The sequence below is a fragment of the Catenulispora sp. GAS73 genome, assembly GCF_041262085.1.
Lineage (GTDB): Bacteria > Actinomycetota > Actinomycetes > Streptomycetales > Catenulisporaceae > Catenulispora.
This window is the reverse complement of record NZ_JBGCCM010000046.1, coordinates 1-21,145: the sequence shown is the minus strand read 5'-3', so window position 1 is coordinate 21,145 and position 21,145 is coordinate 1. Positions and strand designations below refer to the sequence as shown.

At 70.3% G+C, this 21,145-nt stretch carries 18 protein-coding genes; 7 read left to right on the top strand and 11 right to left on the bottom strand.

The genetic code is table 11. From position 1 onward, the window contains the following. The first annotated feature begins 79 nt into the window (after positions 1–79). Both ABH935_RS44065 and ABH935_RS44060 read left to right on the top strand, forming a co-directional pair. A complete protein-coding gene (locus ABH935_RS44065; protein ID WP_370383966.1) occupies positions 80–214 on the top strand; it encodes a hypothetical protein in 135 nt (44 codons plus the stop codon). Continuing rightward, the gene (locus tag ABH935_RS44060) at positions 204–1,154 is read left to right on the top strand and encodes a glutaminase (protein ID WP_370346825.1); all 951 of its coding nucleotides are present in this window, start codon (positions 204–206) and stop codon (positions 1,152–1,154) included. The genes ABH935_RS44065 and ABH935_RS44060 overlap by 11 nt, the downstream gene beginning before the upstream one ends. Before the next feature lie 109 nt (positions 1,155–1,263). Here the strand turns inward: ABH935_RS44060 and ABH935_RS44055 are convergent, their stop codons facing one another. The 11 genes from ABH935_RS44055 to ABH935_RS44005 form a co-directional block, all read right to left on the bottom strand. Further along, positions 1,264–2,175, bottom strand: a complete 912-nt coding sequence (locus tag ABH935_RS44055) for a phosphate ABC transporter ATP-binding protein (protein ID WP_370383965.1) — start codon at positions 2,173–2,175, stop codon at positions 1,264–1,266. A 13-nt stretch (positions 2,176–2,188) separates the two neighbouring features. Beyond that, a complete protein-coding gene (locus tag ABH935_RS44050; RefSeq protein ID WP_370383964.1) occupies positions 2,189–3,178 on the bottom strand; it encodes a class E sortase in 990 nt (329 codons plus the stop codon). 58 nt (positions 3,179–3,236) lie between these two features. Next, complete coding sequence (locus tag ABH935_RS44045) at positions 3,237–5,027, bottom strand: substrate-binding domain-containing protein (protein WP_370384022.1); 1,791 nt, start codon at positions 5,025–5,027, stop codon at positions 3,237–3,239. Between the two features lie 2 nt (positions 5,028–5,029). Next, positions 5,030–6,328 (bottom strand): phosphate ABC transporter permease PstA, encoded by a 1,299-nt coding sequence (pstA, locus tag ABH935_RS44040; RefSeq protein ID WP_370383963.1) that lies wholly within the window; start codon positions 6,326–6,328, stop codon positions 5,030–5,032. Further along, positions 6,321–7,376, bottom strand: a complete 1,056-nt coding sequence (gene pstC / locus ABH935_RS44035) for a phosphate ABC transporter permease subunit PstC (protein ID WP_370383962.1) — start codon at positions 7,374–7,376, stop codon at positions 6,321–6,323. The genes pstA and pstC overlap by 8 nt, the downstream gene beginning before the upstream one ends. Positions 7,377–7,381: 5 nt before the next feature. Next, positions 7,382–9,898, bottom strand: a complete 2,517-nt coding sequence (locus ABH935_RS44030) for a hypothetical protein (protein WP_370383961.1) — start codon at positions 9,896–9,898, stop codon at positions 7,382–7,384. A 274-nt stretch (positions 9,899–10,172) separates the two neighbouring features. After that, a complete protein-coding gene (locus tag ABH935_RS44025) occupies positions 10,173–10,766 on the bottom strand; it encodes a hypothetical protein (protein ID WP_370383960.1) in 594 nt (197 codons plus the stop codon). A gap of 191 nt (positions 10,767–10,957) precedes the next feature. Next, a complete protein-coding gene (locus ABH935_RS44020) occupies positions 10,958–12,007 on the bottom strand; it encodes a substrate-binding domain-containing protein (RefSeq protein ID WP_370383959.1) in 1,050 nt (349 codons plus the stop codon). Between the two features lie 83 nt (positions 12,008–12,090). Beyond that, positions 12,091–12,342 carry a hypothetical protein gene (locus tag ABH935_RS44015; protein ID WP_370383958.1) on the bottom strand — a complete coding sequence of 84 codons (252 nt, stop codon included), beginning with the start codon at positions 12,340–12,342 and terminating at the stop codon, positions 12,091–12,093. A 221-nt stretch (positions 12,343–12,563) separates the two neighbouring features. Then, positions 12,564–12,923: a hypothetical protein gene (locus ABH935_RS44010; protein WP_370383957.1), complete on the bottom strand. Its 360-nt coding sequence runs from the start codon at positions 12,921–12,923 to the stop codon at positions 12,564–12,566. A 1-nt stretch (position 12,924) separates the two neighbouring features. Then, positions 12,925–13,266, bottom strand: coding sequence for a DUF1508 domain-containing protein (locus ABH935_RS44005; RefSeq protein ID WP_194908936.1), 342 nt, complete (start codon positions 13,264–13,266; stop codon positions 12,925–12,927). A 433-nt stretch (positions 13,267–13,699) separates the two neighbouring features. Between ABH935_RS44005 and ABH935_RS44000 the strand changes: the two genes are divergently transcribed. The 5 genes from ABH935_RS44000 to ABH935_RS43980 all read left to right on the top strand — a co-directional run. Continuing rightward, the gene (locus tag ABH935_RS44000; protein ID WP_370383955.1) at positions 13,700–15,019 is read left to right on the top strand and encodes a UDP-glucose/GDP-mannose dehydrogenase family protein; all 1,320 of its coding nucleotides are present in this window, start codon (positions 13,700–13,702) and stop codon (positions 15,017–15,019) included. A gap of 191 nt (positions 15,020–15,210) precedes the next feature. Next, positions 15,211–17,097, top strand: a complete 1,887-nt coding sequence (locus tag ABH935_RS43995; RefSeq protein WP_370383954.1) for a 2-oxoacid:acceptor oxidoreductase subunit alpha — start codon at positions 15,211–15,213, stop codon at positions 17,095–17,097. Next, positions 17,098–18,117: a 2-oxoacid:ferredoxin oxidoreductase subunit beta gene (locus tag ABH935_RS43990; protein ID WP_370383953.1), complete on the top strand. Its 1,020-nt coding sequence runs from the start codon at positions 17,098–17,100 to the stop codon at positions 18,115–18,117. A 259-nt stretch (positions 18,118–18,376) separates the two neighbouring features. Further along, positions 18,377–20,824 (top strand): amino acid permease, encoded by a 2,448-nt coding sequence (locus ABH935_RS43985; RefSeq protein WP_370383952.1) that lies wholly within the window; start codon positions 18,377–18,379, stop codon positions 20,822–20,824. 110 nt (positions 20,825–20,934) lie between these two features. Next, positions 20,935–21,145 (top strand): hypothetical protein (locus ABH935_RS43980; RefSeq protein ID WP_370383951.1); only part of this gene is annotated, 211 nt, incomplete at its 3' end.

Here is a 21,145-nt window from a genome sequence, read left to right as displayed (position 1 = left end):
GCGTGGTTCCGGCGGCGCGGCGTGATCATTCTCACCTGAACGCCGGAAGCCTCTGATCCTCAGCACCCGCACGGAGGGAGTGATCCACCTGTTGATCGACTGGAAAGAGTTCACCGAGACGACGCGCGACCGACAGTGGGCGGCGGATATAAAAGCCTGGCTGGCTTCCGATCCGAGGGACACCGCTGCGAAGGACACCGCCGATGGCGACTGAGGAAGGCGCGGCGGTGTCGATCGACGACATCGCCTACGACGCGCTGCTGGAGTGGATCGCCGACGAGGTCGCGCCGTTCGTCGGCCAGGGCCGCGTCGCGGACTACATCCCGGCGCTGGCCCAGGTGCCGCCGGACCGGTTCGGGATGGCGCTGGCCACGGTCGACGGGCACCTGTACGGCGTGGGCGACTTCCGCGAGCGCTTCTCGCTGCAGAGCATCTCGAAGGTGTTCACGTTGGCGCTGGTCATGGCTGGCGACGCCGGGGCGCTGCGCGGCCGGGTCGGGGTGGAGCCGTCCGGCAACGCGTTCAACTCGCTGATCCAGCTGGAACTGGAACGCGGGATCCCGCGCAATCCGTTCATCAACGCCGGGGCCCTGGTCGTCACCGACATCCTGCAGACCCAGACCGGCGACGCGGCCGGCGCGGTCCTGGACTTCCTGCGCACCGAATCCGACGACCACACCGTCACGATCGACGGCGTGGTCGCGGCTTCCGAGGCCGAGCACGGCGACCTGAACCTGGCACTGGCGCACTACATGGCCTCGTACGGGAACATCGAGAACCCGGTCGGTCTCACCGCCGAGCACTACTTCCGGCACTGCTCGATCTCGATGAACTGCGCCGAGACCGCCATGGCCGCGCTGTTCCTGGCCCGGCACGGCGTGCGCGCCGACGGCACCCGGCTGCTGCCGGTGCTCGGCGCCAAGCGCGTCAATGCCCTGATGATGACCTGCGGCGCGTACGACGCCGCGGGCGACTTCGCCTTCCGCGTCGGACTCCCCGGCAAGAGCGGCGTCGGCGGCGGGATCGTCGCGGTGGTGCCGGGGCGCGCCGCGCTGTGCGTGTGGTCGCCGGCGCTGGACCCGCACGGGAACTCGGTGGCGGGGGTGGAGGCTTTGGACCGGTTCAGTGCGGCGACCGGGTGGTCGGTGTTCTAGGCGTTCCAGGTGTTCTAGGCGTTCCAGGAGAAGAACATCCGCAGCGGTGCCACCGGATCCGCGAAGACCCGGCGGCGCCGCCGCTTCACTGTCGAGAACGCCGGCCCGGCTACCCGAACCGCCCGTTCACGTAGTCCGAAGTCCGCTCGTCCCGCGGGTCCTCGAACAGCTGCCGCGTCGGCCCCGCCTCCACGATCCGCCCCGGGGTGTCGTGCGTGGCCAGGAAGAACGCGCAGTTCTGCGACACCCGCGCGGCCTGCTGCATGTTGTGCGTGACGATCACGATCGTCAGGCGCCCGCGCAGGTCGGCGATGGTCTCCTCGACCCGGCGGGTGGAGGTCGGGTCCAGCGCGGAGCAGGGCTCGTCCATCAGCAGGACGTCCGGCTCCACGGCCAGCGAGCGCGCGATGCACAGCCGCTGCTGCTGGCCGCCGGACAGCGCACCGCCGGGCGAGCGCAGCCGGTTGCGCACCTCGGTCCAGAGCCCGGCCTGCGTCAGGCTGGTCTCGACCAACTCGTCGCGCCGCGCCTTGGTGGCCTTGATGCCGGCCAGTTTCAGGCCGCTGACCACGTTGTCGTAGATGGACATCGCCGGGAACGGGTTCGGGCGCTGGAACACCATGCCGACCCGGGCCCGGACGTCGGCCGGACGGCGCCCCGGCGCGTAGATGTCGTCGCCGGCCAGCAGCACCTGCCCGGCCAGCTGCGCCGACTTCACCATCTCGTGCATGCGGTTCAGGATCCGCAGATACGTCGACTTCCCGCAGCCGGACGGCCCGATGAGCGCCGTCACCTCGCCGGGCTCCATGGTCAGCGACACCCGCTCCAGGACCTTGTGGTCGCCGAACCAGGCGGACAGGTCGCGGGTCTCCAGGCCGACCAGCCGGCCCGGGCGCCCGGGGCCGTGGTCCGGGCTCGCGCGGGGGCCGTCCGGATCGCCCGGGACGGCCGGCAACTGCTCGGTCGGAGCGTCCGCGGTCGAGGCCGTCGCCACCCCGCCGTACTCGTCTATCTCGGTCATCGTGGTCCCAGATTCAGTAGAGGTTCGGCAGCAAGACGGTGGCGTTCTCGTACACGCACCACAGCAACGCGGCCAGCACCGGCGCCATGGACAGGTACGCGGCGCGGCGGTTCCACAGCACCGCGAGCGCCACCGTCGCCACCACCGCGAACGCCAGCGCCAGCGCCCACAGCTGCAGGGCCGGCCAGGCGTCGGTGTCGGAGGCCAGCGGCTTGTCCAGGTCGGTGCGGGCCCCGGTCTGCCCGGAGCCGGCGCCGGCCTGGCCGTCCAGCCGCGCGCCGACGTAGATCGCGTGTGTCGGGATCCACGTCGAGTCCCCGGTGGCCAGCACCAGCCGGTCGGGGAAGGCGTCGACGACCGGCTTGCTCCCCTGCCCGAAGGCGTTGACGGTGTAGGTGTAGGACCCCTCGCCGGTGGTGATGTTGATCTTGTCGCCGATCCGCAGCCGCGGCAGCCCGGCGAACGGCGCGCCGAACGTCGCCCGCCGCCCCATCAGCACGCTGACACCGGGCTGGCCGGGCAGCACCGTGTACCGCACGTGCCCCGGCCCGCGCGCCAGATCGGCGCCGGTGGTGCCCTCGACGACGACCGTCTGGTGCAGCCCGAGGCGGGGGATGTCGAGGATCATCAGCGGGGCGCCGTCGGGTGCGGGGGCGACCGGGGCGGTGGCCGTGGCGAGCTGTTGGGCCAGCGCCCGGTACATGGCCGCCTGACTGTGCTGCTCCTGGAGCCCGGACAAGCCGAACGCGTAGACGGCCCACCCGAGCAGGAGCACCGCCAGCAGGCTCGCGGAGGTGGACACCATCCGCACGATGCGCAGCCCCCGGCCCTCGCGCAGCGCGGCGCGGAGCGCGGCCGGGGAGGGCTGCGGGACCGTCGCAGCGGGCTGCGGTTCGGCCCCGGAGCCCGCCTCGGGCACGGCTTCGGACTCGGTCTCCGGGTCTGGCGGCACGATCGGCTCGGCGGTGGATTCCACAGCGGTCTCCGCGGTGGGCGCGGTCATCTGCCAGGCTCCTTCGCCTCGCCGGCGGACACCGGTCCGCCGCACGGGATCACCACGCTCATGAGCCCTGCCCCCTCCCGATAGCCGCGAGCTTGCGACGCCGCACCAGGAAGCTGCCGAGCACCGGCGGCACGATCACCACCGCGAGCAGTTCCAGGGAGGTGAGCCCGGCCATCAGCTTCGGATCGCGGTGCTGCGGCACGTCGGCGACGACCGCCGCGGCCCCGCCGACGGACCCTCCGCTGTCACCGCCGGCGCTCCCGGAGCTGTCCGTGGGAAGCCCGGTCAGCGGGTCGACCCCGCCGGTCGTGCCACCGGTGGTCCCGCCGGTCGTGGTGCCGCCGGTCGTGCCGCCGGTGGCCCCGCCGTTGGAGCCGGACGACCCGCCGCTGGTACCGCCGGACGTGCCGCCCGAGGTGCCGCCGGTCTTCCCGCCCTTCTTGCCCCCGGTGCCGCCGGAGGTCCCGGTCGAACCGCCGGTGCCACCGCCGGAACCACCGCCGACCGTGCAGTTCAGCGGCGTTCCGGCCTTGTCACAGGGACTCGGCTGCGGGGCGTCGGTCAGCACCGTGAGCTGGCCGGCGGAGTTGAAGGTCGGGTTCGCGCAGTTGGCCAGGGTGTTGGGATCCACCCCGGACTGCTGTCCGGGGATGTGCGAGACCTGCAGCATCCCGCCTCGCACCAGGTTGCGCGGGATCGGCGAGTAGCCGAGGTGGTCGGCCTCGGCCTGGCCGGCACACAGGATGTAGGTGATGTATTTGGACAGCGCGGCGCCGTGATCGTCCGTGACCCGCGGCACCGGGGGCAGCGACCCGGTGTCCCTGGGCGCGATGATGTAGCTGTAGCTGGAGATCGGGTACGAGCGCGGGTCGGTCATCGTGTAGACGCCGTCGAGGTTCTGCTGCAGGTAGTTCGGGTCGGTCGGCGGCGTGCTGTCGTCCACGCCGCGGATCTTGGCCGCGGTCAGCGCGATCGCGACGTTCGACGCGGTCGGGATCGCGTAGAACCCGGCGGGGTTCAGCACCTTGACGACCGGCCAGTTGACCGCCTTGGCGTAGGCGTACTCGTCGTAGCCGATCCCGCCCTCGCCCTGCTGGCCCTCGATGAAGTTGGCCACCACGTCCGAGCCGTTCTCCGCGTGCATGTTGCTGACCGCCGGGGTCGGGAAGAACTCCGTGTAGTCGCCGCAGGAGACACCGTTGATCGAGGTGCAGTAGGCATCCCACTGCGCCTTGTGCGTGTGCTCCATGTAGCGGGTCCACTGCGCGGTCGCACCGGAACCGTCGGCGCGCACGATCGGGGTGATCGGCTCGTGCGGCAGGGTGCCGGGGTAGTCGGCCTTGATCCGCGGGTCGTCCCACATGGTGATCTGGTTGGTGAAGATGTCGACCAGCACGTCGGGCGACAGGCGCAGGTCCCTGATCTGCTTGCCGCCGACCTTCAGGTTGTACATGAACGTCGTGCCGCCGGCCGTCACCGGGACATAGGAGAAGCGGTAGGTCGGGTTCTCGATGTTGCCCTCGTTGGCCTGGTTGCCCTGGCCCACGCCCTGGTCGACCGAGGACCGGAACGGCACGTCGGAGGCCGTGAAGTCGTCCAGGCCGTTCTCCCAGTCCTGCCGGCCGGCCGCGGAGCCGTCGGTCTTGAGGTTGATCTGGTTGCCCTGCGGGATGAGGTCGCGGCGCCACTGGTCCAGCGCCGGGCCGCTCCAGGACGAACCGGAACCGGCCAGGGCGGTGGCGGCGTGCACCGGCACGGCCGGCGTGAGGGCGGCGGCCAGGGCCACGGCCGCGGCCAGCGCGGCCGCGAGCCGGGCCGGCGTTCGGCGGCTTGTCAGGGTTCGGACCATGGTCACGAGGCAGGCTCCGGATTCAGGTGGGCCACCGCCGCGGCGCCCGGGATCGGGACGGGGCGCGGGGGCGGGACGAGGGAGGCGGCGGGGGTCTGCGCCGCGCGGACGCGGTCACGGGCCATCTGCCGCCGGCGGCGGCGCGAGAGCTCACCGGGGCGCCGCCCGCCGATGATCCGCGCGGTGATGAACAGGATCATGACGACGGCCATCAGCGTCAGAGCGGCGCCGAAGGCACGGATCTTCATGACGTCCTGGGGATAGCGGACGTAGTTCCAGACGTAGAGCGGCAGGCTGATCTGCTGTCCGCTGAAGGGGTTCGCGTTCATCCCGGAGGTGAACCCCGCGGTGAGCAGGACCGGCGAGGTCTCCCCCACCGCCCGGGCCATACCGAGCAGGACCGCCGTGGTCAGACCGGACCGCGCGGTGGGCAGCACCACGTTCCACACCGTGCGCCACTGACTCGCGCCGAGCGCGTAGGAGGCCTCGCGCAGAGTGTTGGGCACGACCCGGATCACCACCTCGGAGGCGCGGGTGACGATCGGCATCATCATCACGGTCAGCGCCAGCGACGCCGCGAAGCCGCTGCGGTCGTAGCCCAGGGTCAGGATCACCGAGCCGAGCACGAACAGGCCGGCGACGATCGAGGGCAACGCCGTCATCGCCTCGACCACGGTGCGCACCGGCCGGGCCAGCCGGCCTCCCACCTCGGACATGAACACCGCCGCGGAGATGCCCAGCGGCACCGCGAACAGCGTCGCCAGCCCCAGTTGCTCCAGCGAACCGACGATCGCGTGCAGGACCCCGCCGGAGGACAGCGGGTCCAGCGGACCGGTGCTCTCCATGTCGTGCGTCAGGAAGTTGCCGTGGACGATCACCTTCTCCCCGCGCCAGGCCACGTAGGCGACCTGGTCGGCGAGCACCACCAGGATGAGGATCCCGGCCCCGGTGAACATGGCCGTGGCGATCTTCTCGCGCACGTGCCGGGCTTCCCACTGGGTGCGCGCGATGCCCCAGTACATGACCAGGTACACCGCGTACCAGCACAGCCAGAAGCCCGGTGCGCCGGACCAGGGCATGATCCGCTCGTAGACCAGCCAGACCAGTCCGAGCGCACCGACGGCGGCCCCGGCCAGGGTCGCGAAGTCCGCGGCCGTCATCGCGCCGGGACGCACCCGCACCTGTCCGGTGTCGTCGAGATAGGCGGCGCCGGGACCGGGGCCGCCGGGAACAGCCGGCCCGCCGACGGCCGGCGCGGCGGAACTCACAGTCGTCATCGCGGCGTCAGGCCCCTCACTCATTGGTCGCGGCTCCGGAGCGCGAACGGGAGATGATCGCGGAAGCGACCATGTTGATCAGCAAGGTGATCGTGAACAGCACCAGGCCGGCGGCCATCAGCGCCGACAGCGCGAGCTTGTCGGACTCGCCGTAGCGCAGCGCGATCAGCGAGGAGATGGAGTTGGCGCCGGCCTGCAGCGGGTGGTCGCTGATCGCGAACACCGGCGAGATGATCAGCGCGACCGCGATGGTCTCGCCCATCGCCCGGCCGAACCCGAGCATCACCGCGCCGATCACGCCGCCCTTGCCGAACGGCAGCACGACGGTCCGCACCATGCCCCAGCGCGTGGCGCCGAGCGCGTAGGCACCCTCCCGCTCCCCGGTCGGGGCCTGCGAGAACACCTCGCGGGACAGCGAGCAGACGATCGGGATCACCATCAGCGACACCACGACGCCGGCGATGAACGCCGACTGCGTGTACGAGGCGGCGATCTCGCCGTTGCGCACCTTGAGGAACGGGAGCACCCCGCCGAGGTGCGTGGACAGCCACCGCTCGGAGCCGATGATCCGCGGGGTGAGGAAGAACAGGCCCCACAGGCCGTAGACGATGCTCGGCACCGCCGCCATCAGGTCGACGAGCGAGATCAGCGTTCGGCGCAGCCCGGAGGGCGCGTACTCGGAGATGAAGACGGCCGCGGACAGCGCCACCGGCACCGCGATCAGCAGCGCGACGACCGCGATGATGATCCCGTCCGGGAGGACCGCGCCGATGCCGAAGCGGTGCGTGGCCGTCTGCCACCGCTGCTCGGTCAGGAACGACCAGCCGGTCGCGTGCAGCGCCTGCGCGCCCCGGGTGATCAGGAAAAGGGCGATCAGCCCCATGATGGCGAAGACCGACAGCCCGGCGGCGCGGAAGACGAGGCGGAAGATCCGGTCACCCCGCGACACCCCGGCGATGATGTGGATCGGCCGGTCGTCGGCCGGGGCGGGCCCCGCCCCCGGGCCGGAGCCCGGCGGCGGCGTCCCGAACAGGTCGTCGGCGAGCGCGGCGCCGGCGTCCACGGTGCTCACACCCCTCACCGCCCGAAGCGGCGCGCGGGCCGCTTCCAGACCGACCGGATCCGGGCGCCGACGGTGCCCGAGGACGCCATCAGGGCGATGGGACCGGCGGCGACCAGGACCAGGCCGATGATCAGCAGGATCGGCAGGATCAGCCGCCCGACGCCCGCGGTGTCGGCGCTGGCGCTGCCCACGGCGGCTGCGGCGGCGGTCGAGCCGCTGATGCTGTGCGCGGGGCCGCTGCTGCCGGTGGCGGCCGCGGCGCCCTTGGAGGAAGAGGAGCCGGTCAGCCCGTTCCCGCCGTTGTCCCCGGAGCCGAGCGTGCTGGTCAGGTAGGACACCGACGCCGTGCCGTTGTTCGAGACCGTGACCGGGGTGACCGCGACGTTGCCCGACGTGGACGCGGGGCCGGTGGCGCTCACCGTGGCGGTCGGGCCGCCCGGATTGCCGGCCGCTCGGACCTTGGCGATCGCGGCGCCGGCCTGCGCGGCCTGCGCGGGGGTGTCGCCGACGTAGCCGGGGGCGAGCTCGCCGGGCTGGTTGCCGGGAAGCTGACCGCTGCGGCTGTCCGTGGCCGCGGACAGGAAGTCGGCGACGTTCCCGGCCAAGGCCTGCGTGACCTTCCCGGTCGGGGCCATCGCGTAGGTCGGGACGGTCAGCGGATAGGCGTTGGCGTCACCGGCGTAGCCGGTGTGCGACGAGCCCCAGGGCAGTGACTGGGTGCCGGTCTTGGGGTCGGTCGTGTAGTCCAGCGCGGCGGAGGCGATGGCCGGGGCGGTGGGGGTCACGAAGGCGCCCGTGCCGTTCGGCAGGGCCGCGGTCGGCAGGCTGAACGCGGCCGCGCGGCCGTTGTCCATGATCGCGATCAGGCTGCGGGCGCCGACGTTCTGGGGCCCGCACTTCTGGTTGCCGCCCAGTGCCGGCGTGTACACCCACGAGATGCACGTCGCCGTGGACTGCATCATGTGCCGGACGACGTCGTCGAGCCCCGACTGGATCGGGTTCCATTCGAAACCCTTCATGGTCGCGCCGAATTTGTGGCTCGCGTTGGCGCTGGTGTCCCAGTCCTTGCCGCTCGTGAAGTCCTTCGGCGGGCCGGAGTTGTCCTGGGAGACGAATCCCGCGATCGGGTAGGGGTACTTGGACGCCTGGTAGTACGTGTCGACGTGCATGCCGTAGGGGTCGGGCGTGCCCTTCAGGAAGGCGTTGGCATCGGGGTCGTCGGTGATCCAGGTGGTCAGCTCGCGGACCAGGTCGCTGTTGCCGCCCGCGACGATCGGCAGGGTGTTCACACCGGCGACGACGCAGCTGGGCCAGGTGACCCCCGAGCCCTGGTTCAGGGCCAGGAACTCCTTGTCCTCGAACAAGCAGGTCGGGTTTCCCAGGACGGAAAGCGTGTGGCTCTTCGAGGTGGCGAAGTTCTCGACGTCGTAGGACTGGGTGAGCAGTTTGGCCACCAACCGCGCGTTGAGCTTCAGGCTGGTGACAGGCACATGCGTTTTGGCGTCGTCGATGAAGAAGGTGATCGCGATACCCGTGTTGCCCAACGGCACATACGTGTACGGACGGCTGCTGCTCGCCGCCGCGTCAGCCGGCAGCGAGGTGAACGCCATGTCGGCTCCGGAGCTGCCGGCCATGAAGTCGCCACGGGCCTGCGGCTCTGTCAGGTCGCTGCTGTACAGGAGCGCCACCGGGTCGGCCGCGTTCAGACAGGCACCGACCGTCCACTGGGCCAGAGCACGGTCCAGCATCGGCATGCCCTCGGCGGCGACGGGCGACGAACTCGCCGCACAGACACCGGCGACGGGCGCGAACGACAGCGGGATGACCGTGCGGTCGGCCCAGGCGCACTGCTCGCCGGTGCCGTTCTGGTTGTTCTGGTCGATCTCGTTGAGACCGCCGATCATCGCCGCCGTGAACGTGCTGTCGTTGTCCAGCGAGTGGTCCGCGCAGTTCATCGTGCCGCTGTCGAACCCGGTCGCGTCGCCGCCGTAGTTCGGCTCCACCACCAGCGAGCACTGGTGCGTCGCGTCACACCCCAGCGTCGTGCTCTGGGTCGCGGTGTACACCTCGATGTCGGCGCTGCCCGTGCCGTCGCTGTGGGTCACGGCCGGCACGCTGTTGCGCGGGAAGTCCGGCGCCGCCGTGCCCAGCGCCTCGTTCTTCTGCTGGAAGCCGTCAGCGGCGTTCTGGTCGTAGTGCGACGAGCCGTAGCAGTCGGTGATCGCCGGCTTCGTCCCGCGGCATTCGTAGATCACGACCGGGTACATGACCGCCGTGACGGTGTTCCCGGTGAAGGAGACGAACGGTCCGGTGCTGGGGGTGAAGCCGCTCCAGGAGACGTGCACCGTCTGGTCGACGAGGTTCGTCGTCTGGGCGACGGTCACGGAGCCGTTCGGACCCGTCGTCCCGGTCGTGGGATCCCCGGCGGTCGGGATCCACACCGCGGGCCCCGGGGCGGTGACCGACGAGGAGTCGGCGTGGGCGGCGGCGATGGTGTGCGCACCCGGAGGCAGCACCACCAAGGCCGTCATGAACGCGACCGTCCACGCGAGGACGGCCGCGCAATAGGCGCGTACGCCTCTGCGGCGCCGGGCGGCTCCCGCTTCATGGGGCGACATGGAGGGACCTCCGAGATCGAAAATCAGGGGACGCATACATTCGCCCGCTCGCGGGCGACGGGAGGCCGACGGTGGCACGGCCAAGGCGGAAACGGTGACCGACCGTGAATCGACGCCGCACGTGTCGGCGTCGGTTCACGGTCGGTGTCACCTGGCGGTACGCGGCGCGGTGCTCAGTGCTCAGTGCTCAGTGCGCCGGGGTGAAGCTGACGCTCAGCGAGCCGACGACCTGGTTGGCGGTGAAGAAGCTGGTGTGCAGCGCGCTGTCCAGGTACGCGGCGCCGTCCGCGGGGATGTCGGCGTCGCCGGTCAGGGTCTGCGGGGTGACGCCGGCACCGCTGCCGACGGTGTTGTCGCCGAAGAAGAACAGGTTCACCGGCGTGGTGCCGCCGTCCGGCACCGCGGACAGCTCCTGGTTCTCGCCGCTGAACGAGACCTGGTGGAAGCAGATGAACTTGCCGGTCAGCGCGTCGGCGAAGGCCAGCCCGCCGCCGAGGGTGATGGTCCCGTAGAAGTTGGGCAGCGAGGCGCTGCCGCCGGTGACCGGGAAGGTCACGGTGGCGCCGGTGCCGCTGTTGTAGGACCCGGTCGCGGTCGGCAGCGGCACCGCCGCGATGCCCGACTGGAGCGCCGAGGTGAGGAAGGCGTTGGAGGCGGTCACGGCGACCGAGCCCGAAGCCGGGGTGGCCGGGGTGCCGGTCGCACTGGCCGACGGCAGGGCGACGGCAGTCGCGGCGAGCGCGGTGGCGGCGGCCAGCGTACGCACGGCGGTGCGGTTCATAAGGACTCCTTGGATCTCAGGGATAGAGGGCGGACAGAACGGAAGGGGGAAGGGCCGGGCCCGTCGGGTCGTCCGTAGACGGCGCCGACGGGCCCGGTCGTGGAACTGGGATCTCTACGCTGAAGGCGGATCGCCGCGATGGACGTTCACCGTGATCTGCCGATCAGCGGTCGTACGGCCCGGCGAGAAGGTCAGTTGCCGGCCTGCAGGGTGCCGCAGGCGGCGCCCAGCGAGTGGAAGCCGTAGCTGGCGATCAGCGTGGCGGCGTTCTTGCAGATGTAGCCGTTGTTGGTCGAACGGTCGAGCAGGGCCTTCAGGCGCGGGCCCTCGGTCGCGTCGGCCCAGTCGGACTGGCGCACGACGTGGTAGACGTTGCGGATGTAGGTGGTCGGCAGGGCGCTGTTCCACGCCTTGCTGGCGGTGAGGATCTGCTCGGTGCCGTCGATCGAGCGGTTGGCGTCCAGCACGCCGGGGGCGTCGGTCGTGGTGCCCCTGCTGTCGTAGACCTGGCCGATGTAGTGGGACAGGGAGTACGGGAAGATCGCGTTCACGTCGCCGACGAACGCCGGGTCGGTGCCCTCGTTCTCCTCGGGGTTGACGGTGTTCCAGCACGACGGGAGCGGGGTGCCGATACCCATCGCGCCCAGCCAGAACGAACGGGTGCCCGAGCCAGACTGGGGCACGAAGACGTCGATGGGGGCGTTCGGCAGGGTGCCCTCGTCGGTGATCTGGCTCCAGTTGGTGATGCTGCAGTTGAAGATGCCCTGCAGGTCGGTGGTGCTCAGGTCGTGCGGAGCGTTGCCGCCGGTGTAGGCGGACCAGCCCACGGCGTCCTTCGCGAACGGGATGAACCAGTCGGCGTTGCTGCCGGCGTTCGGGCCGCGCGAGGAGCGGGCCAGGTCCAGCGTCGTGTTGGTGGTGTTGTTCAGGGTGCTGATGCCGGAGCCGGAGCCGTTCGGCCGCGGGATCGACGTGGCGCCGGTCTTCGGCGTGATGTTGCCGGCCGGGGTGGCGTCCCAGCTGTAGTACTTCGAGGCCGGGCTGGTGGCGTTGTACTGGGCCGACAGGCCGTTGTCGAACGCCTGGATGGTGTCCGAACCGCCGGAGACGATGTCGGTGGCGGCCGGGGTGGTGCCCGACGGCGGGTCGGCCAGCGCGGCGCCGTTCGACGCCACGACGGCGCCGAAGGCGGTCGCGGCGATCGCCGAGGTGATGGCCAGCTTGCGGGTGACAGAGCGCATTACTTTTCCTCCTGCAAGGGGGACTGGTCCTTGCGGGAATGAGACTCGCCGAACGGCTCCGTCCCGACCAGCTTTCAAGGTCTTTACGGCCCGCCGCCGACGCGGTCGCGCTCCGCACAGATGTGCTGCTGGCGGGGCGTGTGAGAACCCTGAAACACCAGTCGGCGGAACCCGGTGTGCTTCCGGCAGTGGTGCGGTAGTGCCGTCTTGGGGCCCCCGCGTTCATCTAGGAACAGGACCGGCTCGCCGGGACCGCCGGCGACATGGGAGCCGCCGGCATCGTCCACTGCCTGGAAGTCGTGGCCGAACGCCGATCCCTGCATTCCGGTACGCATACGGTCATCCCCTGATGAGTCGGGAATCGCGTACCGACCACTCTCGCCGAAGGCAACCGTTGGTCACATCCCCCTCACCCACGGTCGCGAGGGGCGTTCACCGCGCGCAGGCCGGCGATCGGGCAGCCCACAGCGCCCGCCGACCGCTCCCGGCGCGGCGTCCCCCGCACCACGAGTGCTTCCCTCAGTACCGTCCCGGCGCCGCCTTGGACACGCCTCGTTCATCTCCCGCGGCGGGCGAATCCCGACAGGGCGTTCAGGAATCCGGTCGCTCCGCCGCGGCACTGGTCCGGGCGGAGGTAGCCGCGGGCGCTGCGGGCCACGACCACGCCCGCGCTCATGCCGGTGCCGGTCACGCGGACCGGCAGGGCCGCCGACCACCACCAGTCCGGGCCGTCGGCGTCGCGACCCAGGCGGATGCTCAGGGCGTCGCGGTCGGCGACCAGTTCGCGCCAGGCCGCGTCCAGGGCCTCGTCGCTGCGGTAGGCGCCGGCGGAGCGGGCCAGGGGGCGGCCGTTCGCCGCCAGCAGGATCCAGACCAGTTCGCCGTCGCCTCCGCGCACCACCAGGGCACCGGGCATCTCAGCCGTCGGCGGCCAGCAGCGCCAGGAACTTGGCGACCGCGATCTGGCAGGTGGCGTAGCGCTCGTAGGACCGGATCGATCTGGCCAGCGGGGTTCCGCTGGGAGATTGCAGGACCCAGGTCCAGCCGGCCCCGTCCTTCACATGACTGATGCGCGCCGACAGATTGGGCGCGTCGCGCCTTAAGCGGGAGTAGGCCCGGCGTGCCTCGTCCGCGGCAGAGTACGCCGGGGCGGAGATGGCCACGATCCGTCCGTTGCTCGCCTTCGCCCGCCAGCGGTAGCGCCCGTTCTCAGCGCGGTCCACCAGCACCCGTCCGCTCTCGTCCCGAACAGTGTCCATGGCATTCCGCCCAACACTCGAGCTCAATTTTGAAGGTTCTCGAGCGATCAATCTAGGCGTGCTAAGCAAACCAGGCGCCGGGAAACGTCCGACCAAGGACATCTGTTCGCCTACCCGTTGCGCCTTAGTCGCTTACGAGGCGTGATCACCTGTCAGGGCACTGAATCACCGGTGAGGGGCGCGGGTGCCGCGGGCCCCGATCAACCGCTTCAGCAAACCGTTCGCCACCCGCTGTTCGGCCGCGCTCTTCCCCGGAACCGGCGGGCACCGAGCTGAGTCGGACGAGCACCCGGAGCGAGGCGATTGTGCCGCCGGATCCCGGGTATCGCGGCATACCCGAAAAGTTTTGGTGCTTTCGCGTGAGGGTTCCTCATAGCATCGACGTCTACGCTGGCTTGGTTCGACAGGACATCCCACCAGATCGGAGACACACGTGCGGATCACCGTGATCGGCACCGGCTACCTCGGTGTCACGCACGCCGCCTGTATGGCCGCGCTCGGCTTCGAGGTGATGGGGCTGGACGTCGACGTGGAGAAGGTCGCCGCCCTGGCCGCCGGCCGCGTCCCGTTCTTCGAGCCCGGGCTCGAAAAGCTGCTGCGCGAGCAGATCGCCGCCGGCCGGCTGTCGTTCACCTCCGATCACGCCGAGCTGGCCGCCTGGGCCGGCGAGGGCGCGGTGCACTTCGTCTGCGTGGGCACGCCGCAGAAGAAGGGCGAGTACGCCGCCGACATGTCCTACGTCGACGCCGCGTTCGAGACCCTGGCCCGGTCGGTCGCGGACCAGGGCCGCTCGCTGCTGATCGGCAAGTCCACGGTCCCGGTCGGCACCGCCTCCCGGATCGCCGAGCGGATCGCCGAGCTGGCGCCGAACGCCGAGCTGGCGTGGAACCCCGAGTTCCTGCGCGAGGGCCACGCCGTGCACGACACGCTGCACCCGGACCGCCTGGTCATCGGCGTGCGGTCCGAGCAGGCCGAGGCGGACCTGCGCCGGGTCTACGCGCGGCTGCTGGAGGAGAACGTTCCGCTGGTGGTCACCGACTTCCCGACCGCCGAGCTGGTCAAGGTCTCCGCCAACTCCTTCCTGGCGGTCAAGATCTCCTTCATCAACGCCATGGCCGAGGTGTGCGAGGCGGCCGGCGCCGACGTCATGCAGCTGGCCGAGGCGCTGTCCCACGACCCGCGCATCGGGCACCGCTTCCTGGTCCCGGGCCTCGGCTTCGGCGGCGGCTGCCTGCCCAAGGACATCCGGGCGTTCATGGCCCGGGCCGGCGAGCTCGGCGTGGACCAGGCGCTGGCCTTCCTCAAGGAGGTCGACGCCATCAACATGCGGCGCCGGGTCCGGACCGTGGACCTGGCCCGCGAGCAGTGCGACGGCTCCCTGCTGGGCAAGCGCGTCGCGGTCTGGGGCGCGGCGTTCAAGCCGGAGTCCGACGACATCCGCGACTCCCCCGCCCTGAACGTCGCGGCGTCCATAAATCTGCAGGGCGCGCAGGTCACGGTCTACGACCCGAAGGCCACGGACAACGCGCGCAAGATGTTCCCGACCCTGTCCTACGCCGACTCGGCGATGGAGGCGGCGGACCAGGCGGACGTGATCCTGCACCTCACGGAGTGGCAGGAGTTCCGGGACCTCGACCCGGTGGCCGTTCGCACCCAGGTGCGACAGACCCGGATCATCGACGGCCGCAACGCGCTGGACGCGACGGCCTGGCGGGCCGCGGGCTGGACCTACCGGGCCCTGGGCCGGCCCTGACGGACCGGTTCGAACTCATTAGCCGATCAAGGGTGGGCACCGCCAGGCGACCCGCCCTTCTTTACATCTCTTTCACCGCGATCCCGCGTTGTAAGACATCCGAGCAATCCCACTACCGCTCAGAGAAACTTACCCGCCGTAGCATTGGTAGTGCGCGCAACCTAAACTTCTCACAACAGGGCGGGTTCCCCATGACCAAGCAGGTTGAGAAGGTAGACCGGGTCATCATCCGTTTCGCCGGCGACTCAGGCGACGGTATGCAGCTCACCGGTGACCGGTTCACCTCCGAGACCGCGGCGTTCGGCAACGACCTGTCGACGCTGCCCGACTTCCCCGCGGAGATCCGGGCCCCCGCCGGGACCCTGCCGGGCGTGTCCGCGTTCCAGCTGCACTTCGCCGACCACGACATCCTCACCCCCGGCGACGCGCCGGACGTCCTGGTGGCGATGAACCCGGCGGCGCTGAAGGCGAACCTGAAGGACGTCCCGCGCGGCGGCACGATCATCGTCAACACCGACGAGTTCACGCCCCGCGCGCTGACCAAGGTCGGCTACGCCGCCGACCCGCTGGAGGACGGCTCGCTGGACGGCTACAAGGTGCACAAGGTCGCGCTGACCACGCAGACGGTCAAGGTCCTGGAGGGCCACGACATCTCCCGCAAGGACGCCGAGCGGGCGAAGAACATGTATTCGCTCGGCCTGCTGTCCTGGCTCTACCACCGGCCCACCGAGGCCACAGTGGCGTTCCTGGAGAAGAAGTTCGCCAAGAAGCCGGCCATAGCGGCCGCGAACGTGGCAGCGTTCCGCGCCGGCTGGAACTACGGGGAGACGACCGAGGACTTCGTCGTCTCCTACGAGATCGCCCCGGCCCCGATGCCGAAGGGCACCTACCGGAACATCCACGGCAACCTGGCCCTGGCCTACGGCCTGATCGCGGCCAGCCACTCCAGCGGGCTGCCGCTGTTCCTCGGCGCCTATCCGATCACCCCGGCCTCGGACATCCTGCACGAGCTGAGCAAGCACAAGAACCACGGCGTGCGAACCTTCCAGGCCGAGGACGAGATCGCCGGCATCGGCGCGGCCCTGGGCGCCAGCTTCGGCGGGTCGCTCGGCGTCACCACCACCTCCGGCCCCGGCATCGCCCTGAAGGGCGAGACCATCGGCCTGGCGGTGAGCCTGGAGCTGCCGCTGGTGATCTGCGACATCCAGCGCGGCGGCCCGAGCACCGGCCTGCCGACCAAGACCGAGCAGTCCGACCTGCTCCTGGCCATGTTCGGGCGCAACGGCGAGGCCCCGGTGCCGATCGTGGCGCCGCGCTCCCCGGCCGACTGCTTCGACGCCGCCGTGGAGGCGGTGCGGATCGCCGTCACCTACCGCACCCCGGTGTTCCTGCTCTCCGACGGCTACCTGGCCAACGGCTCGGAGCCCTGGCACATCCCGGACGTCGCCGACCTGCCGGAGATCGCCCCGAACTTCGCCGCCGGCCCGAACAAGGTGCTGGAGGACGGCAGCGAGGTGTTCTGGCCGTTCCTGCGCGACCCGCAGACCCTGGCCCGGCCGTGGGCCATCCCCGGCACCCCGGGCCTGGAGCACCGGATCGGCGGCATCGAGAAGCAGGACGGCACCGGCAACATCTCTTATGACCCGGCGAACCACGACCTGATGGTCCGGACCCGAGCGGCCAAGGTGGCCGGCATCGACGTCCCCGACCTGGAGGTGGACGACCCCTCCGGCGAGGCGAAGGTCCTGGTCCTGGGCTGGGGCTCGACCTACGGCCCGATCCAGGCCGCCTGCCGCCAGGTCCGGCGTGGCGGGCAGGCCGTCGCTCATGCCCACTTGCGCCATTTGAACCCCTTCCCGGAGAATCTCGGGCGCATACTGAGGGAGTACGACAGAGTGCTGATCCCCGAGATGAACCTCGGGCAGCTCTCCATGCTCATCCGCGCCCGCTATCTCGTGGACGCGGTCGGCTACAACCAGGTGCGCGGCCTGCCGTTCAAGGCGGCCGAGCTGGCCGGAGTGATCAAGAACCTGATCGGGTCGGACGCGGTTGCCCAGGAAGAAAAGGCGGGGGTCTGAATGCCGGAACTTCTGAAACTGACTACCAAGGACTTCAAGACCGACCAGGAAGTGCGCTGGTGCCCCGGCTGCGGGGACTACGCGATCCTGGCGGCGGTCCAGGGCTTCATGCCGTCCCTGGGCATCTCCCGGGAAGACATCGTGTTCGTCTCGGGCATCGGCTGCTCCTCGCGCTTCCCGTATTACATGAACACCTACGGGATGCACTCCATCCACGGCCGCGCCCCGGCGATCGCCACCGGGCTGGCGGCCTCCCGGCCGGACCTGTCGGTGTGGGTGGTCACCGGCGACGGCGACGCGCTGTCCATCGGCGGGAACCACCTGATCCACGCGCTGCGCCGGAACGTCAATCTGAAGATCCTGCTGTTCAACAACCGGATCTACGGCCTGACCAAGGGCCAGTACTCGCCGACCTCGGAGCTGGGCAAGATCACCAAGAGCACGCCGTACGGGTCGCTGGACGCCCCGTTCAACCCGGTGTCGCTGGCCCTGGGCGCCGAGGCGACCTTCGTGGCCCGGACCATCGACTCCGACCGCAAGCACCTCACCTCGGTGCTCCAGGCCGCGGCCGAGCACCAGGGCACGGCCCTGATCGAGATCTACCAGAACTGCAACATCTTCAACGACGGCGCGTTCGAGAACCTGAAGGACAACTCCGTCCGGGACCGGCACCTCATCCGTTTGGAGCATGGGCAGCCGATCGCGTTCGGTCCCGACGACGAGCGCTACGGCATCGTGCGGATGCCGGACGCCACGCTGAAGGTGGTGCCGCTGGAGCAGGCCGGGGACGCCGTGCTGATCCACGACGCCCACGCCCCCGAGCCGGACCTGGCGTTCGCGCTGTCGCGGCTGCCGGACCCGGCGACGCTGTCCCCGACCCCGATCGGCGTCTTCCGGGACGTCACCCGGCCGACGTACGACCAGCTGATGGCCGACCAGCTCGACGACGCCGCGCGCACCCTGGGCTCGGGCAAGCTCGACGAGCTCCTGACGGGGTCCGACACGTGGACGATCTCGTGAGAGGTCGATGACACTCCCCCGTTCGGCCCTGTCGAGCGATGAGTTCGACCGCGATGAGACAGTCCTGGTCGCAAACGCAGAGCTCATGATCGCGAACGCCCCTTCCCGCTCGCGGGCAGGGGCGTTCGCGCGGGCGCAAACGAAATGCAAACGCCCTCAAGTTGGATGATCTGATCTCCGAGGTGATAGGACAGACCTTCGGCATGGGCATAGGGACCATGTTGGTCCTTTGTATCCCGCCGAGATGAGGCAACAAGCGATGAGCAGAACCAGCACGGCCGCGCCGAAGTCGGCCGGCGCGGGGGCGAGCGCGGTACCTGTCGCGGCGCCGGGGGCCCTGGCCCCGGACGTCAACCTTCCCGAGAGTCTGGGCTACCGGGTCAAGAAGCGTCTGCTCGGCCAGCCTCTGGTCAACGACGAGCTGCACGGCGAGAAGCTCTCCAACCCGACGGCGCTCGGGATCATGGGCATCGACATGATCTCCTCGTCGGCGTACGGCTCCGAGCAGATGCTGACGCAGCTCATCCCGTACTTCGGCGCGCTGGGCTTCATGCTGGTCATGCCGATCACCGGCGTGATCCTGGGCATGCTGATCCTGCTGACCCTGTGCTACCGGGACGTGGTCTCGGTGTACACCAAGGCCGGCGGGTCCTACGTGGTGGCCCGCGACAACTTCGGCCCGAAGATCGCCCAGATCGCCGCGGTCGCGCTGATGATCGACTACGTGGTGACGGTCGCGGTCCAGATCTCGGCCGGCACCGACGCCATCGCCTCCTACCTGGCGATCACCTTCTCCGTGGACATCACCAGCTGGAAGCTGTGGATCACGGTGGCCGTGGTCCTGCTGCTCTGCTACGGCAACCTGCGCGGGGTCAAGGAGGCGGGCAAGCTGTTCGCCTCCCCGGCGTACGTCTACATCGTCCTGGTCGGGATCACCCTGATCCTGGGCGTGGTGCAGCTGGCCACCGGCACCCTGCACCACGCCACGAACGCGCACGACACCAGCAGCTACGGCGGGATCGTGCAGGTCGGCGGACACACCAACTTCCTGCTCACGGCCGGGGCGGCGCTGGCGCTGCTGCGCGGCTTCGCCAACGGCGGGTCGTCGCTGACCGGTCTGGAGGCCGTCTCGAACGGCATCTCGGTGTTCAAGAAGCCGGCCGGCACCAACGCCCGCAAGACGCTGACGGCCATGTCGGTCATCCTGGGCTCGCTGGTGCTGGGCATCTCGATCCTGGCCTGGCAGATGAAGACCTACCCCTACACCAACGGCGCGCCGACCGTCCTGGCGCAGATCACGCACCTGGTGTGGGGCAAGAACGCGGTCGGCAGCGTGATGATCACCCTGGTCCAGATCGCCACCGCGCTGATCCTGTACACCGGCGGCAACACCTCCTTCAGCGGCTTCCCGTTCCTGGTCTCCTACGTCGCCGACGACTCGTTCCTGCCGCGCCAGCTGCGCACCCGCGGCCACCGCCTGGCGTTCTCCAACGGCATCGTCGTGCTGACGATCCTGTCGCTGGTCCTGATCGTCGCGATGGGCGGCAACCTGACCAAGCTGGTGTCGCTGTACGCGATCGGGGTGTTCACCGGCTTCGTGATGGCGGCGACCGGCCTGTTCAAGTACCACTGGATCCGCAACGAACCACGCCGCACGTGGAAGCTGTTCGTCAACGGCTCGGCCGCCGTGTGCTCGCTGGCCGTCGTCCTGATCTTCGCCGTCACCAAGTTCACCGAGGGCGCGTGGCTGGTGGTGGTGGTCTTCCCGCCGGCCGTGTTCGGCCTCATCCAGCTGAACAAGCGCTACCGCCGCGAAGCCGACGCGCTGGCGAACACCCCGGCCTCAGCCCTGCTCCCGACGCGCACGGAGACCTCGGTCATGGTCCTGGTCGACTCGGTGGACCTGGCCGTGATCAAGACCCTGCGCTACGCCCGCTCCCTGCGCCCGACGGAGTTGCGAGCGGTGCACCTGATGGTGGACAACGTCTACGCCGAGCAGCTGCGCAACCAGTGGGACGCCTCCCAGGCGGCGGACATCCCGCTGGAGGTCATCGAGGTCCCCGACCGCCGCATCCGCCGCGCGGCGATGGAGCTCGCGGCGCGCGAGACCTCGGACAACTACGAGGTGACGGTCCTACTCCCCCGCCGCACGTACTCCCCGGTCGTCGGCCGCCTGCTCCACGACCGCACAGCCGACCGCCTGGCCGAGGTCCTCTCGACCCTGCCGCACGTGGTGGCCACGATCGTGCCCTTCGACGTGGTCGAGGCCATCGAGGAACTGGAGCTGGCCGAAAAGGGCCGCAAGAGCAAGGTCCGCGAGGCCGAGGGCACCGGAGCCGCCAAGCCCCGCTCCACGAAGAAGATGCTCCTCGACGCCGAATGCGCCAGCATCCCGGACCCCGGCCACGGCGTCCCGGTCCCCCTGACCCCGATCGGCACAGTCCAGTGGCGCCAACGCGCCGCGGTCGAGGGCCGCATCCGGTCGGTGGCGGTGTCGCCGGTCAAGGGCTCCCCCGCCCTCGAAGCCGAACTCTACGACTCCTCCGGCGGCATCACACTGGTGTTCTACGGCCGCCGCTCGATCCCCGGCATCGAACCGGGCGCGAGCATGCGCGTCGAGGGCATGGTCGGCGAGATGGAGGGGCACCTGGCGATGGCGAACCCGACGTACAAGCTGCTGCCCCGCGAGTACGGGGACGACGAGTAGCGGTAGTTGTGGTGAGGCGCCCTTCGGACTTCGGTCCGGGGGCACTTTGCTTTGGGGCGGGGCCGGGCTAGCTGCGGCGGGCGGCGGGCGGCGGGCGGCGGGGCAGCAGCATGAGTGCAGCTCGGCGGCGCGGCAAGTGCACGGCAGCCGCTGGCCAACCACCGAGCACACGGCCCTGGCATGGCCCGGCGGCACTCGGCGGCGCGGGGGTGCTCGGCGGCGCGGGGGTGCTCGGCGGCACGGCGGTGCTCGGCGGCACGGCGGTGCTCGGCGGCACGGCGGTGCTCGGCGGCACGGCGGTGCTCGGCGGCACGGCGGTGC

Excerpts from the sequence above, each read along its gene's own strand:
- ABH935_RS44060 (WP_370346825.1), top strand. The coding sequence starts at position 204 with ATGGCGACTGAGGAAGGCGCGGCGGTGTCGATCGACGACATCGCCTAC.
- ABH935_RS44055 (WP_370383965.1), bottom strand. The coding sequence starts at position 2,175 with ATGACCGAGATAGACGAGTACGGCGGGGTGGCGACGGCCTCGACCGCG.
- ABH935_RS44050 (WP_370383964.1), bottom strand. The coding sequence starts at position 3,178 with ATGACCGCGCCCACCGCGGAGACCGCTGTGGAATCCACCGCCGAGCCG.
- ABH935_RS44045 (WP_370384022.1), bottom strand. The coding sequence starts at position 5,027 with ATGGTCCGAACCCTGACAAGCCGCCGAACGCCGGCCCGGCTCGCGGCC.
- pstA (WP_370383963.1), bottom strand. The coding sequence starts at position 6,328 with ATGAGTGAGGGGCCTGACGCCGCGATGACGACTGTGAGTTCCGCCGCG.
- ABH935_RS44030 (WP_370383961.1), bottom strand. The coding sequence starts at position 9,898 with ATGACGGCCTTGGTGGTGCTGCCTCCGGGTGCGCACACCATCGCCGCC.
- ABH935_RS44025 (WP_370383960.1), bottom strand. The coding sequence starts at position 10,766 with ATGAACCGCACCGCCGTGCGTACGCTGGCCGCCGCCACCGCGCTCGCC.
- ABH935_RS44020 (WP_370383959.1), bottom strand. The coding sequence starts at position 12,007 with ATGCGCTCTGTCACCCGCAAGCTGGCCATCACCTCGGCGATCGCCGCG.
- ABH935_RS44015 (WP_370383958.1), bottom strand. The coding sequence starts at position 12,342 with ATGCGTACCGGAATGCAGGGATCGGCGTTCGGCCACGACTTCCAGGCA.
- ABH935_RS44010 (WP_370383957.1), bottom strand. The coding sequence starts at position 12,923 with ATGCCCGGTGCCCTGGTGGTGCGCGGAGGCGACGGCGAACTGGTCTGG.
- ABH935_RS44005 (WP_194908936.1), bottom strand. The coding sequence starts at position 13,266 with ATGGACACTGTTCGGGACGAGAGCGGACGGGTGCTGGTGGACCGCGCT.
- ABH935_RS43995 (WP_370383954.1), top strand. The coding sequence starts at position 15,211 with ATGACCAAGCAGGTTGAGAAGGTAGACCGGGTCATCATCCGTTTCGCC.
- ABH935_RS43990 (WP_370383953.1), top strand. The coding sequence starts at position 17,098 with ATGCCGGAACTTCTGAAACTGACTACCAAGGACTTCAAGACCGACCAG.
- ABH935_RS43985 (WP_370383952.1), top strand. The coding sequence starts at position 18,377 with ATGAGCAGAACCAGCACGGCCGCGCCGAAGTCGGCCGGCGCGGGGGCG.